This is a genomic window from Paenibacillus sp. FSL K6-1217, assembly GCF_045040735.1.
Lineage (GTDB): Bacteria > Bacillota > Bacilli > Paenibacillales > Paenibacillaceae > Paenibacillus_AQ.
The window spans coordinates 146,653-163,273 of record NZ_CP150271.1; the positions used below are offsets into that span (position 1 = coordinate 146,653).

Sequence of the window (16,621 nt, forward strand, 5' to 3'; positions counted from 1 at the left end):
GGGAATACTTGGTGAAGTTGTTGAAACGCACAGTAGCGGTAATGCTCACCTTAATCATGGTATTTCTGTCCACCTCCGAGAGCTTCCATGCTCTCGTCGAGGCGGCCAGCAGTACCAAGACAACCATGATCCAGAATGACTTTATCAAGGTCACTGTGGATAACGAAACGGGCCGCTACGGCATTCGCACTGTAGAGGGTCAACCAATCCGCAAGAAAGATAATGATGTTAACCTGCTGTTCCAGGGGGATGATCCGGAGACTTCGTTCACGACGTTCCGGATCGACGGAACGGATTATATTTACGGCAATAAATACAAGTTCGACGCCAGCCATTATTCAGAGACTAGTGCACCTAAAGTGGTGGAGAATTCAAATGGCACCAAGCAGCTTGAGATGATCTGGAAGATGAAGGGCGTAGAGATCAAGCAGATTCTGATGCTCTACACCGACAGCAAGGATGCTGTGAATTCCGGGAATGTCAACATCCGCTATGAAGTGAATAACAAGAGCGGGGCGCAGGTCCAGGTCGGCAGCCGGATTATGCTGGATACGATGGTCGGCGGAAACGACGGGCCGCAGTTCCAGATTGGCACAGCTTACAAATCACCGCTGCAAGTGGAGCGGAAGCTGGTCCATAACCCGGAGGACGATCCGGGGATTCCCTTTGAAGATAGAGGGTACTTCAAAATTCCTGCATATTGGGTCATGCGCGACAAGCTGGATTTGACCAATCCTCAGGCAACCAATGTGGTGGCCTACGGCTTCAATAACTTTGCCGAACAGAATATTAATATTGTGGATGAGATGATTGTCGGGCACTGGAATGGTCTGGCGAATACGAAATGGGATTATAAAGTACATCCCAACCTCGACTTCACCAGAGATACCAATGATTTCGGTACGGCGGATTCGGCCGTTGCCTTCTACTGGAACCCGGAGAAGCTGGCACCGGGAGGCTTCCAGAGCTTCGAGACCGTATACGGACTCGGTGAACTCACAGCCCCGGATAAAGTGTTCTCGATCCGTTATGTAGATCAGGTTCAGCAACTGGCTACCGAGCCGGTTGAAGGCGGAGGAGTGCCGACGAAATATGAGAAAAACGGTGTCTTCAACGTTACAGCAGAAGTAGAGAATCTGCAGGCCTACAATATGGAACACTCCAAGATCGAAGTAGAGATGACGCTCGAGAGCGGCCTCAGCTTCGTCAGGCAGAATGAAAAGGGAGAGGATGTCCTGGATGCAAACGGGAATCCGGTCCTGGAGAATTCCCGCAGCAAAATGCTGGAGTTCAAAAAGTCAGCCACACCTGATGAAGCGGCGATGGGCATTGAGCCGAAGTACAAGCCGGGTGACGCGATTACCGCGACCTTCCGCGTTCAAGCCAAAGGCAGACCTTGGCCGGTCACCCGGGAGTATATGATCTCGGCGAGAAGCCCGGAGACGCAAGGCAAAATCGAAGGCGTCAAGGATGAGGGCATCAAAGCCCAGTATGAATCGACCCGTACCAACTTCATTCTTCTGCCGCCGGTGGGTGAAGCAACAGCTACGTATTCCTACGCACTGTCACCGGCGGAATTGTACAGCACTGATGTGAAATATCTGACGGTGAATCTGTCCAATATTGAAGCCTACAATATAGGCAATGCGACTACTGCACCTAACTTTGATCTGTACCTCAGAGATAAGGCGGACGGAAGCCGCTACAAAGTGAATGTGCAGGATGCAGTGGTCATGCAGCCTACAGACGATGGTTACTCGGGATCGATGCGGATTACGTACCGCGGGGGGGACCGGGTGGACGAAGGCGGCAATGTGCTGGAAGCCGGACTCGGACCTGAATTGCCGCTTGGGGAATACCAGGTGGAGATTGATTACAAAGGCGACGCCGGAGGGGACGAGGAAGTAGCGGCTCTGTATGATATGACGACTCCGCAATCCTTCCTGGTCACCGATAATAACGACACACGAATCCGTGAAGCCGGAGTGATGGCGGTTTACAAGGAAGCTGTAGATATCAGCGGCCTTGCGAACGGTGCCACTGTAAAGAATGAGCTGCTGGATCAGCTGAACTCACTGTTCCCTGGCGAGCCTTTCAAGAACGGTTCGTTCCTGTACTCTGTTGTGACCGAATATAAGAAAACCAAAGCTTTGTTCGGAGCAGCCAGCAAGGCGGTTGATCCTGAATTTGATATCAGTGAATTCATGGACGATGAAGCGCTTGAAGAGACTCCTCTGTATGCCTACAAATTGTTTGCAACCGAAGAGGACTTTGAAGCCTTCCAGGAAGAAGCGGAATCCGAGGACCCGGAATTCGACCGTGAGATTCTGGTTACGGTCCGCGGAATGATCAAGCAGGTCGGCACAGGTGATGAAGAGCAGGTCATCGTGGATACCAAGACAGAACCGGCAATTATTAATGATGCCGTGGCATATACAGGTAAGGATCTGGCTTTTGTGCGCGGCAAGCTGGACATCTTCGGAAATAGCCTTCCAGGCGATCTTCCCTTCCTGGATACCTTGTTCATCAAGGGTGACGGAACGCTCAGCGTAGCGAGTAGCGGGTTCGTCTTCCATAAGGGCGAATGGACGCTGGATTTCTTCAACGGCTTCTCGAAATCTCTTGGTGATGAGAACTACAATCCGTCCCAGGTGAAGACGCCAGAGGATGAGGAGGAAGAGGAAGAAGAAGGCAGTAAGGAAGACAAAGGCAATGACGGTAACCCGGAAGACGACAGCCAGAACGGCAGTCTGAAATGGGCCATCGGCGGTGTGGGGGACAGACTGAATCCGCTGCGCCAGGTCATGATCGGAGATGTGTATTTCAACAAGCAGTCTCTGTTCGGGGCACCAAGCTTCTCGATCGACGGCTTTGGCTTCTCCTTCAATGATTTCATTCTGAGAGAGAACGGGATCTCCTTCGGAGGCTCGTTATCCCTGAAGATCATTAACTCGGAGATCAAGAATGTTATCTTCAACAGTGCCGGCTTCTATGGCGTCGATGCCTCATTGGGCTTCGATCTCAATCAGGAGATGGGCTTGTTCGGACCGGATAAGAAGAAGGATGCGTCTAAGAAAAAAGGTCCGGATGCTCCTAGCGGCAAGGTTACAATCAAACACGCTGTGCAGGGCAAGGGGATCGGTAATGAATACGGCCTGGAGTTCGCGGCACAGCTGAAGAATATGATGGGTGTAGAGATTGAATTCTCGCTCAAAAAAGTAAAAGACGGCCGGATTCTTCCGGATGTCATTGCCTTCGGGGCAGAGCTTCCACAGCCGGGTATCCTGGTTACGGGTGCCACTTACCTGACAGCAATACGGGGAGCAGTACGTGAACTGGCGGACACGATTGCCGGCGGCACGGCACAAGATCCGTTCCCGTTGACGATTCAAGCAGGCGTAGGCATGCGGTTCGGGATTGCTCCGGCGTATTTCTTCGGCGATGTGGATCTGACGGTGAAGCGTACCGGCCTCAAGGTGGAAGGCAAGCTGGATTTCGCCGCCAAAGCCGATGCGAAGGAAGATGACCGTCTTCCGATGCTGACCAAAGCGCTGCTCGAAGCGCAGTGGGTAACGCCATGGTTCGTGCGCGTTGAAGCAGAGATGGATATTGGCGGCTGGGACATCATCATCGGGAAGGCGGGTATCTTCGTCGGACAGAATCTGGAGAAGAACCGCACTGATTTTGAAGGCTATATCAGCTCGAAGGTTCAGATTCCGAAGGATGTACCGATTGTCGGCGGCATGCCGCTGTCGAGTATGTTCCTCGGCGTCAACAATGACAAGGTCTGGGGCAGCATCGGTGTTCTGCTCATCTCCTTAGGGATTACCTACTATTGGAGCGGGGGCATTGAATTCGGTACCTCTACCGATCAGTTGCCGGAAGGCATGATCCATCTGGTGGTGGATGACCCTGAGCTTGGACCGCGTCTGATGGTGATTGGGGCAGGCGTGCAGACGCTGGCCACCTCCAAGGTAGCTTCCGAGGAAGAGAACCAGGAGATTATCTACCGTAAGGTGGATGAGGGAGTCAAATATGTAGAGAACGGCTCGATCAATGTCGGCGTAGGCGGCATTACGGTCAAGAACGGCGGCAGAATCCATGAGATTCCGATGGACGGCGTGGCCGGCAATGCAATCATTGAAATGGAGTACAGCAGCAAGGAGTTGCCGGAATTCAAATTGCAGGATGCATCAGGCAAGAATTATCCGGTGAAATTCGACAACACGAACACGGACCCTACGGCAAATGCTTTTACACAATATATTCCTGCAAGCTTCAAATCTGGAGATAAATCCAGACTGAGCGATGAAGTAGATATTCGCAGAGCTTATATCATTATCCCTGAGAATGAAGCCACAAAGGGCGGCACTTGGAAGCTGACAGCCGTCTCGGCGGTTGACACCAAGCTGCTCAACGTTCCTACCCTGCCTACTCTGGGTGAAGTCAACCTGGCGAAGGACAGCGCGGATGTCAACAAGTTCACAGCCTCATGGAAAGTCGCCAACGCAGCCGAAGGCGATACCGTGAACCTGTATCTGGCTGAGGATGCGGTGACAAACCGCAAGGAAATGCTGAATGGCCAAGAGATTCTGCAGACAGGTGATCCGGGTATGCTGATCGCCAAGGATGTACCGGTCGGAGCTGGCGGCTCGGTCAGCGGTGGAATCACGAGCGGCAGCAAAGTGATCGATGTCACCAATGTAACATTGATGGGCAATCCCGAGGATATCCGCGGGCTGCTCAGACAAGGCAACTACTACCTGCGGGCCGAGCTGAAATCCAGTTCGAACTTCGGGACGAAGACTTCGCCGCAGCGTTTTGAGATCATCGATCCGCTTGCACCTCAGAGTGTCAGTGAGGTCAAGGTTGAGCCTGCCGGCAACGGATTGTTCTCACTCTCCTTCAAGCCGGGAGCGAAGAAATCGGGACACAGCGGCTTCGAGCACAGCTACGTGGTCGATGCGAAGCTGGATGATGGAAGCAAACTGGGCGAATATGCTCCGTTTGGAGAGCTTTTGTATACCGAACAGGAGCTTAAGCCTTACTGGAATGCCTCCACAGGCAAATACGAAGGTCTGCTGATTGGCGGCTGGAAGGCTGTATCTACAACAGATGAAGTCTATAAGGGCAGTCTTGAAGGCTCAGTGATTGATCTGAGCAAGGTGAAATACGTTGGCCTGGAAGTGAAGAAGAATTACGTCATCGGCGTTACTTCAGCAACGGTTCCAACCGAAGATGCCGACAAGCACCAGAACTATCATTATGCCGAGCGGCGGGACAGCAGCAGCACCTTGCTGCCGGTTCCGAATCTGCCGGATCTGAAGGTGTTGAGTTCATCGGGGACGGTAGATGCCTCCTCCGGGAACTACGTGAACCTGTTAACGAATGAAACGAAGCAGAAGCTGACGCTCTCTTCAGGCCAGTCCAATGTGACGGTGGAAGCATTCAATGCTGACAAATCCATTGGAACAGTAGCTCTGACGAACAAGGCCGGCGGCGGAAGCGAAGGCATACTGAATCTCGACCAGTTCCAGACGGACGGGCCGTATGCGATTGAACTCAGGGCCAGAAATACGGTGACCAAGGATATCTCAGTGACCATGCTGTATCTGACAGTAGATACGATCGCGCCGATCCTGTATCTGACGGAGCCGGTAACGGGTGAGCGGACGGCGAATGGTGAGATTCGTGTAGCAGGAACTACGACTACAGGAACCAAGCTGAGCGCAGTGTATACCGTGAGCCAGTTACAGCCGGACGGGAAATACAAGGATGTTGAGATTTCTGATCCGCTTACCGTGGACTCGTTAAACGGTGATTTCAACGGAACAGTGAAGATTAACTCGGCTGACCCTTCCGTAGCCCTCAGCATTGTGGCTAAGGACGAAGCGGGCAATCAGAACACAGCGGTTGTGGATATTACGAATGCCGGCTTCAAAGTACCGGTGGCTCTGATTCTGAAGGGAGCGGAGATGCTGACTCCGGGAGCGGCGGCCCAAGTCCAGGCTTATCTCAAGGTTTCGGATGGCAAGGACGGGAATGGCAAGCCGAAATTCAAGGAAGAGCCGATTACCGGCAAGGATCTGGATAACTTGACCTATGAAGTTGCCGTAGGCGATGCAATCTCCTTGTCGCCAAAAGGTAATGTTACCGCACTTGCCACCGGCTCCAGCCTGATTGAGGCAGAGTTCAAGGTGTCTGAGGGTGTTACGCTCAAGGGCATGCTTGCGGCAACTGTAGCTGTTCCGGATTCGAAAGAATTGGGTACAGTGCAAGCCGTATCGTCTCCGATTAGCGGAGACAGCAACCATACGAAGATTACGGTGACTTCCGCCGGGGATATGACCGGACAGCAGATCGCTTACAAGGTCTTCTCGTCGAATCCGGCAGAACTGAAAAGGGATGACAATGTAAGCTCATGGAGCCTGCTTCCGCTCGATGGTATCGTTACAGCCCATCCGGGTGCCATCGTTGTACTCGCCAAGCGTACCTCCCTGGACAAGCTGGTTAGGGCATCCGGCAGTGTTCCTGCATCAGTCTGGACCAGCAGCGGTTCAGGCGGTGGTGGCGGCGGTGGTGGAGGAGGAGGCGGTGCCGTACCGGGAGTTGTTGAAGAACAAGCACCGGAACAAGCAGCCCAGATTACCGTCAACGGCCAAGCCGTGAAGACAGAGTGGAATGGACTTACAGCGATCGTACACATTACGGATAAAGAAGCTGTTGCGGGCAGTGACCTCACGGTAAGCTCCACCGATCCGAATGCCAAAGCATTCAGTATCCGGGTAGACCAAAGTGTGGTCCAGCAGCAGCTGACCGCGAAGAATAAGATTGTGATTGAAGTTCCAATGGGACAACTCGTCATTGCTCCTGAGAATCTTGCAGGTGTGACCGCCGGACTTACTATCGGCATTGGCGGTAATACCACTGCTGACCAGCAGGCTATGAAGGCTATTGCCGATCAGCAAGGCTTCACCCTGATGGGAGCGGGCCAAGGGGCAGCGGTTACTGTGAACCTGCCGCAGGCCAGCTGGACGCCTGCGCTTGCAGCCAAGATCGCGATTCCTGCGCCGCTTGCGGCCAAGGAGATTACGGCTATGGTGCTTAAGGACAAAGACGGGAACTGGACAACGGTACCGTGGAAGCTGGATGCAAGCGGCACGGCAGTGAATGTACAGCTGACCGGCGAAGGCAGCCTCTTCTTCATCCGCAACCAGAAGGCCTTCAAGGATATGCCTTCAGGCTGGGGCAAGGACGGCATCGCAGCGGCATCTGCCAAGCTGTTCGTTCTAGGGAAATCTGCGGAACTGTTCGATCCGTCAGGCCAAGTGACCCGGGCAGAATATCCAACCATTCTGTTGCGTGTTGCAGGTCTGATGAACAAGCAGGCAGCTTCGGCAGGCTTCAGTGATGTCAGCGCCAGCAGCTGGTATAACCGCAGCGTCTCCATTGCCACAGAGCTCGGTATTGTCACTGGTCTTGAAGGCGGCAAATATGCGCCTAAGGATACGCTGACACGGGTGGAAGCGATGACGATGCTCGGCAGATTGCTGAATCAGGTCAATCCGGGCAGTGAACTCAGCGAGGCCGAAGTCACTTCGATCCTCAGCGGCTTCGTTGACAAGGGCAAGGTTCCGGCATGGGCAAGACAAGCAGTGGCAATGAGCATTAAGAACGGCATTATTCTCGGGGAAGGCAACAAGGTGAACCCGTCAAGTCCGCTTACGCGTGAGCAGGCGGCAGCCATTGCCATCCGTCTGGATCAATTCATTACAGCCAAGCAATAACAAGGATGTGCCCGTTCGCTCGGCAAGCGGGCGGGCACACTCTGCTGGGAAATCCTTAAGTCACAATACTATTCAGGTGGTGTCAACATGGCTTTGAAGCGAAGATCATGGATAGGTTATTTTATAGCACTGGCGGTTATTACCGTTGCCGCAGTTGCCGGAGGCATCATGGCCAAGGCTGATCCGCAGACTTGGGACAGCGCGGCTAGGACCGAGTGGTACGTGCCAACGAATGATACCTTCAAAATAAAGACTGCTGAAGAGCTGGCAGGTGTAGCTAAACTTGTTAATGAAGGTAAGGTAAACGGGCTGAGCGGTAAAATTATGGAGATTACCGACAACCTGGATCTCTCCGCTTACCAGTGGGTGCCCATCGGTACAGCCGAGCATCCATTTCGGGGAACACTCATCACCGAGAATGGGTTAATGAAGAAGATTAACGGGTTGAATGTAGTAGCAAACCGTTCTTATCAGGGTCTGGTAGGGAACATGGTAGGCGGTACAGTAGGCGGCCTGATTTTTGAAACAGGCACCATCTCTGTTACCGGAGTAACCTATGATGTCTATGCGGGCTCTGCTGTAGGTAAAATGAGCGGCAGCAGCATTGTGTTTGACATTACCAACCAGATCAATATCACTTCGGACGCTTCCCCTTATCACTCCTACGCGGGCGGTATTGTCGGGATGGGCGGAGGGATGATCTCAAACTCTATCAATAACGGAACCGTTACAGCATATGGTTCAGCCGATGTTGGCGGAATTATGGGCTATGGCGATTCCAGAGGCATTATTATCAAAAAAGTGGTCAATCATGGAGCGATTCTTGCCCAAGGAACGGACAGCTCCGTGCTTACCGCAGGCGGGATTGCAGGGCACACCTCAGGATCGCTTCGTCTAAATGATGAAGACACTCCAATCATTAATACGGCTACTGTAACCATTGCCGGCGGAAGTCAGGTTGCGGCAGGCGGGATTGTCGGTAAAGTAGACCACACCGTCGTGTTCTCCAACATGACTACCAATAACGGCGCAATTACCGTGAATGCAGCAGCGGCAGTGAACTCGGCAGCCGGGGCGCTTGTAGGTGCAACAGGTACGGTAGCAAGCGAAGCGGCCTCCATTACGTTTGTGAATACAGCGCCGGTTACCAATAACGGCGGCAAAAACGTATATACAGGCGGGATTGCCGGATATACCGGCAGCACCTTCACCTGGACGCATCCTTATGTGAATACACAAGAGATTACAGCGACAGGCTCAGAGAATGTAGCTACCGGCGGATTCGTCGGATATGCTGCAGGCGGGCTGGTTACCAGCAATGCTACCGCTGGGGCATTTGAGAATAGTGCAGACATCTCAGTTACCGGTGGTACAGGAGTCTACACCGGCGGGATTGCCGGTTATGATGCAGGCGGGAACATCACCCATACCTCTTCCACAGGCGAACTGAAGGTTAAAGGTACTGCGGATGTCTATACCGGCGGTACCGTGGGTTACGAAATTGGCGGAACCATTGCATCGGCAGCGACCGGCAAGACGGAAAGCAAGCATCTGGCTATCACTTCCGATGGCACAGTCGGCGGAATCGTCGGCTATCTGGAAGGAACCTTAAGTAATTCTTCTATTAAATATGCAACGCTGCAGGTTACTTCTGCAGGCGGCATTATCGGCGGGATTGCCGGTAATGCACAAGGTACGGTAAGCGGAGTTACTGCTGGAGATGCTGAATCGGCAGGCTACAGCACTTTGGTGCTTCAGGCTGCGGTAGCGGGGGCGGCAGACGGACAGTATAATGTCACGTTTGGCGGACTCGTAGGCGTGAATACCAAGGCTCTGACGCTGACCGGCGGTAAGGCTGCACGGATCAGCTTCCTGAATGAAGCCGGAACCAGCGGGTATACAATCGGCGGGACAGCAGGCAAGCTGACGTCTGAGGCTGTAATCGGGACTGCAGCTGTGCCTGTAGATGTCCAGGATATCGTTACAGAGCTGAAGGCCGACAAGGTAAGCTTCGGCGGCGGCGCAGGGCATAACTCGGCTGCCCAGTTCAACGGGCACACGAATCGTATTGAGATTAAGGCTACAGGCGCTTTGGTAAAAGCTGGCGGTATGTTCGGTGAGAACCATTCAGCCGCAGCCGCTCCGTACAATCATGCGGAGAATGTAATTATCACCGCAAGTGGTGCAGATAACCAGCTTGGCGGGAATACCGGCTTCAATGCCGGACAACTGGTTAACGCAACCGTGACCCAGTTGTCTATTGAAGCCAGCGGTGTCCGTGCGGAAGCGGGCGGAATCGCGGGACATTCGGAAGGAGCATCGGCGCCTGAAGCACGTGCAGGCATTGCATCCGCAGTGCTGAATGTTCCGGGAGCTGATCCGATGATCACCCTGACAGCGGCGGATGCCAAAGCGGGCGCGATCGTTGGAGCAGCTACAACAACAGATGTTACAACGCCGGAAGTGAACGCTGAAGATGGCGCCCTGATGCTCATCCAGGCCCAAGCGGCGAAGCCGTCTGTCGGCGGTCTGGCAGGGACCCTTACAAACAGCAGCATCAGCAGTGACAGCAAAGTAGTCAATGTAGAGAATATGCTGATTCTGGCAGGACCAGCGGCTACAGATGCCTATATTGGCGGGATTGTAGGCTACAATGAGTCCTCCAAGCTGGACCGTCTGGCAGGTTCTGCGATTAGTCTGACGCTTAACGCGCCACGCGCTATTGCAGGCGGGGTGGCCGGATATAACCACGGCAGTGCTTCGGGTATTATTACGGGCACTTATATCAGCGGTCTGAATCTGAAGGCTAATGACGGTGCAGTGTCCTCATATGTCGGAGGCATTGTGGGCCTCAATGCGGCCCAGAGTATTGATCCGGTACTGAATCCGGTGACCTCAGTCAGCACGATTCAGAATACCCGGACATTGGGTACGGTCTCAGCTACTTCCGCGAATGCCATTGTGGGCGGTATGGTCGGCGAGAACCGGACGCTGATTGCCAACAACAGCATTACCGACAAGATCTCGGTGATCGCAAGAGGCAATTCCTCCATCATCGGCGGTCTGGCCGGTGTGAATACGGCATCAGGAACACTCTACTACACGTATTCCAATGCGAACCTGACGATTGAGGGTACAGGTACACATGCCGGCGGCTTGGCAGGCAGCAATGCCGGTGCAGTCATTGGCTCTTATGTAGATATTGATGTGACGGGCAATGCCCAAGGAACATCAAGCGGCTCGGTCTATCTGGGCGGACTGATCGGCAGAAATACAGCCGGTACAGTGGAGCAATCGTATTCCGTATCCAAGGTTACGGCGAACAAGGTCTATACCATTGTCGGCGGCCTGATCGGAGAACTGTCCGGCGGAACGGTCAAGAATTCCTATGTGGCGAAAAGTGTTAACGCTGCGGAAAATAATTCTTACGCCGGCGGCTTCGTTGGCCGGATTACAAACGGTAAAATAAGCAATGTCTACTCAGCAGCAGAGGTTAATGTAGCCGAGAAAAAGACCGCTTATGCCGGCGGCTTCGCCGGACGTTATGATAATGCAAGTAAAGAACTACTTTACAAGTCTTACTATATTAAAGACGAAGGACTGAATATCAACCGCGATCTGCCTGATTTCGCAGAAGGCAATCACCGCTGGCTGAATGTGCATGTCCGGCTGACCACGATTCTGTCGGAGACACTGAAGGACAGAACGGTATTCCCGGGCTTGTCGGGCTGGGACTTTGAGGGAGCCTGGAAATACGGCTCGCTTAGTGCAGCATACCGTTATCCTGAAGTCAACCGTATTGCCAATACCGGCGGCGGAGACAACGGCAATAACGTGAATGCCAATATCAACTGGTACACGAAGGATAAGGATGCGATCGGCTTCGAGATCACCTCGGAGGCTGAGCTTGCCGGTCTGGCGGGAATTGTCAACGGCACGATTGCCGGTGTGGACCAATTCAGCTTTAAGGACAGAACCGTGACCGTGATGAATCCGATCCATATCCAATCCAAGCAATGGGTACCTATCGGTGACAAGGAAGCTAATCCTTTTGAAGGAACGTTAGACGGAAAGAGCCAACTGATCGACGGTCTGACTCTGCAACCGGTATATGCCCATTCCGGGTTGTTCGGAATCATTGGGGCTAATGCTACAGTACAGAACATGAATCTTGAGCCGCTTACGGTTGCCGGTAACGGCTACACTGGCGTACTGGCTGGAACGAACCTGGGTACGGTCAAGAATGTGGACCTTAAGCTGCTTGAAGGCGTTAAGGTCAGCGGCGGTATTGTCGGCGGCATCATCGGCCAGAACTCAGGCAGTGTTGCCGGTCTGCAGCTTACGCTGGACGGCGGAAGCCGGATTGAGACAGTAGCTGAAGGCGGCATCGCCGGCGGTCTGATCGGCGACAATACAGCAGATATTACATTGGACACCTATGTCATTCATGATAAGGACGGCAGCATCGGCAGCGCAGCTGACCGTGCCGTTATCGGCGGAATTATCGGGGTTCAGAATGGGAATGTGACAGGTCTGGCCCTAGAAGTGAATTCCAGATACCGGATTTCCTCCACAGGAGTGGAAGCCACGGTTGGCGGACTGGTTGGACATTACCAGACAGGTCAAGCTGAAGGGCTGACCGTAAGCTTTGCAGACGGAACCTTGGAAGCGCGGGGGCTTGGCTCCATCCTTGGCGGTATGATCGGTCAATCCGATCAGGGGAACAGCATCCGTAATGTTACAGTAACCGGCTCCGGCAGCGGTGTGCAGCTGACAGCTAATGGTACGGCTGGCGGTGTTGTGGGCGCGAAGGAAGGCAGACTCGGCGGAATGCCGGTCCGTTCTGTGGATAACAGCAGCAGCTTCGATGTTGAACATGCAGCATTGTCAGGCGTGAAGCTGGCTACGACCAGCGACAGCTTGAAGGCTGTGCTCGGCGGGATTGCCGGATCGGCTTCCCGGACGGCGATCAATGACGCCAAGTTCAAGGCTTCTTTGCAGGCCGCCGGTGAAGTGATCACTGCCGGAGGTATTGTGGGAGAGAGTGATAACTCCATCATCTACAACGCGGATTCGTCACCTGAGCTTCAAGCTGCGGCGAAGAGCGGTGAGGTTGCGGTCGGCGGGATCGCCGGAACGATCACAGCCTCGGATATCAACCAGGGCTTTGATTTTGGCAAGGCGTATCCGCTCTATAAAGGGATCTATATTGCCAAGGTTCATGATGGCCAGATCACAGTCACTGGAACAGACCATCGTGCAGATCTCTATGCGGGCGGTTTGACAGGCAAGAATACGGATGCATCCATCTATAGCTCAGAGGTTGCTTCCGGTCTGAAGGTAACCGGCGGCAATACCGTAAGTGCAGGCGGAGTGGCCGGATACAGTAATGGTATCATTGTGGATACCATTGTCAGAAGCGGTGTGAACGCAGATAACAGCAGAGTGATCAATGCTGGCGGGCTTATCGGCCGGGGAGACGGCGGCGAGATTCATTACAGTAAGGTGATCTCCGGCTCCGGCCAGTCCATTACTGTGGGATCTGCGGTTACTCTGGGTGAATCGGTACCGAATACACGCGTCGGCGGGGTCATCGGTATGGCCGATCATGTCGTGATTACGAATACTCATACGGATATTCCGGTAACGATCGCAGATACCAATCAGGATAATACGATGTATGCAGGCGGTTTTGCCGGACTGCTGGGTGAGAATGGTACGCTTGCCGGACAAATTCAGAAGTCTTATGCCACAGGCAAGCTGAATGTCAGCGGCAGATTAGGCTCCTATGTCGGCGGATTCGCCGGGTCTGTAGATCATTATTCGATCACGGATTCCTATGCTTCCGGTGACATCAGCAATACCGGCTTCGACACACGCAGCGGCGGTTTCGCTGCCTCCGTGGAGAGAAGCGGCAGCATCAGCAAGTCTTACGCCTTGCAGAGCAAGATTTCTACTGTCGGAGTCAAGTCTTCGACCCGTTCATACAACGGCGGCTTTGCCGGTTATAATGACGGAACGTTAACAAGTGTGTACGCGAATGTGCCGCAGATCACGGTTGCGGTAGCAGGCAATAATGTCTCTACCGGCGCACTGGTCGGCTATAACTTCCGCGATGGTAAAATTCTTAGTTCGTCCTACACAGGCACACTGGATGCTGTAGGCCGCAACACAGGCGCGGCCGCAGCAGCCGTAAGTACAGCCGCTGTTAATCCGCTGGCTTCAGGACTATGGAGTATCGATTATGATACTACCTTCCTGAACGACCTGACGGACGGGGCCATTACAGTACAGACTCCGCTGCAGCTTGCAGGGGCAGTCATGTTCTATAACGAGACTGGACTGAATTATTACAAGCTGTTCAACAGAACGGCCGAGAACAAGCCGGAGCTGGCAACCATCCTGCTCGGCGCGGATATCGATCTTGCCGGACGCTTCTGGACGGCATTCGACAGCTTTACAGGTGTGTTCAACGGTCAAGGCCATACGCTAAACGGACTTTCACTGAAAGCCTCCGGACAGCAGACCGCCGGATTCATTAAGGAGAACCGCGGCCAGCTCCTGAATGTGAACTTTACCGGAGCAGAACTTTCCGGTGCAGTGAACGCAGGGGTGGCTGCCGGGATCAACCACAAGGGCGCAGTCATCCAGAATGTGAAGGTCAGCGGTTCCGTGGCGGGCAGTGCTGCCGCAGGCGGGGCAGCAGGTGTGAATCAGGGTACTCTGGAGAAGGTCACGAATGAAGGAGTGAAGCTTGCCGGAGCAGGCCGGATTGGCGGAATTGCCGGAAGCAACGCTGGTGTGATTCACCAGGCTGTATCGAAGGGCAACATTGATGGTTCATCTGCACTGGCCGCAGGCGGAATTGCCGGTGAGAACCGTGCGGAAGGCTCCATCACTGAATCCATGGCCTATGGCGATATCCGTGTAGCTTCGGCTCAGGCAATCGCTGGCGGGATCAGCGGACTGAATGCCGGAGAGATCAAGAACAGCTACTCTGCCGCCACGGTTCTCGCCGAGGGCATGTCTACTGCATGGGCTGGCGGGATTGCCGGTCTGGCAGAGAGCGGATCGATTATTTCTTCCCTGAACACCGGAGAAGTGAAGGCTGGAGTGAAGGGCAAGATTCAACCGCTGCAGGCCTTCTTCGGAGGGGTTGCCGGACAGAAATCGGACAATGCCACGATCAGCGGCTCCTTGTTCAACAGACAAATGCTGAAGAACAATATTGCCTATTACAATTTGGATGGTCAGGCAGTGGCCGGCAATAACAGCAGTGCCATGGGGCTGCCGGGTGCAGAGCTTACCACTGCGAATCTGCCAGCAGGCCTGGATGCCGGAGTCTGGACAGCCCAGAGCACCTTCTATCCAGTGCTTGCAGCCTTTAACGGAACAGACGAAGGGACTCTGGCTTCAGCCGCTGTTATCCTGGACCCGCAGGATCTGATTAACCGCGTGGGTTCGGCATTCCACATGAGCAGCGGCGGAGCACTCTCCTGGAGCGCTGATCCGTCCAAGGCTGTAGTGAACGGTACAACCGGCAGCCTGATATCAGGCGGCAGTGCCGTGCTGGAGGCAACCGCTGGAGGACAGAGCAGAAGTATTGCTATTAATACAGCTGCACTTCAGTACCTGAGCGCTGCGGTTGCACCTACTGCAACTCCTGCAGATAAGAATTTCACCACTGAAGTGAAGGTGGAGCTGGTAACAGGCGAGCAGGGAGGAAGCATCTACTATACACTGGACGGCACACAGCCAACCGAAGCCTCGATGCTTTACAGCGGAGCGATTGCTCTTAAGAGCACCACGACGGTGAAAGCCATCACGGTGGTAACAGGCAAGGAATACAGCCCGGCGGCAAGCTGGACCTGGACACTTGTAGTGCCTAATCCCGGCACTGGTTCCGGCCCTGGCGGTGGCAATGGTGGTGGTGGCGGTGGCGGTGGCGGTGGCCTAGCAGCTCCGCTTCCGAGCCCGACACCTGCACCGGCAGCTCCGTCGATCACAGCGGTCGCTGGCACAACAGCGGTAACTGGCGACAGTGAAGCTCCGGTCAAGATCGCTAAGAACAGCAAGCTGGAGCTGAAGGCTCCAGAGGGGCAGACGATCTATTACACAACGGACGGCAGCATTCCGACGACCAAGAGCACGAAATACACCGGTGAGCTGCTGATTACCAAGTCTATGACGATCAAAGCGATCACGGACAAAGACGATAAAGTCATTACCATCGAGTATGAGGTGGAGAACGCGAAGTACAGCCTGAAGAGTAATAGCAGCGAGATCAAGTATATGGCAGCCTATCCGAATGGCCTGTTCATGCCTAACGCAGCCATTACCCGGTATGAGTTGATCCAGTCCCTTGCGCCGCTGCTCGACATGGAAGAAGTGAATGTAGGCAATCTGTTCAATGATGTCAATGCCGAGAATGTGGCGTTAAGCGGCTTCTTCGCTTCTGCGGGAATTATTGAGGGGTACCCGGATGGCGGCTTTGGCGGAACCAAGGGCTTGACCCGGGCCGAATTCTCCAAAATCATGACTACCGTGCTGAAGCTTGATGTAGCTCAGACAGGCGTTACGAAGCAGAAGGATATGCGCGGCCACTGGGCAGAGAAATATGTCAATGCCCTGTCGCAGGCAGGATATGTGCAAGGCTTCCCTGACGGCACCTTCAAGCCGGGAACACCGATTACCCGTGCGCAGGCCGTGGTGCTGATCAACCGGATTGCCGGGACGAAGAAGCTGACGGTAACCTCTGTACAGTTCAAGGATCTTCCGGCTACCCACTGGGCTTACAAAGACATCATGTCGGTTGTGAAATAACAGGAATTCAT

The 16,621-nt window shown here is 53.9% G+C and carries 2 protein-coding genes; both read left to right on the top strand.

Features of this window, described 5'->3' with window-relative positions; translation table 11 throughout:
• Nucleotides 1-11: 11 nt before the first annotated feature.
• Nucleotides 12-7,787 (top strand): S-layer homology domain-containing protein, encoded by a 7,776-nt coding sequence (locus MHH28_RS00660; protein ID WP_405110391.1) that lies wholly within the window; start codon nt 12-14, stop codon nt 7,785-7,787.
• 87 nt (nt 7,788-7,874) lie between these two features.
• Entirely contained in the window at nt 7,875-16,610 is an 8,736-nt protein-coding gene (locus MHH28_RS00665; RefSeq protein WP_405110394.1) for a chitobiase/beta-hexosaminidase C-terminal domain-containing protein, read from the top strand.
• Nucleotides 16,611-16,621 lie beyond the last annotated feature (11 nt).

Coding starts and splice junctions, on each gene's coding strand:
- MHH28_RS00665 (WP_405110394.1), top strand. CDS start 7,875: ATGGCTTTGAAGCGAAGATCATGGATAGGTTATTTTATAGCACTGGCG.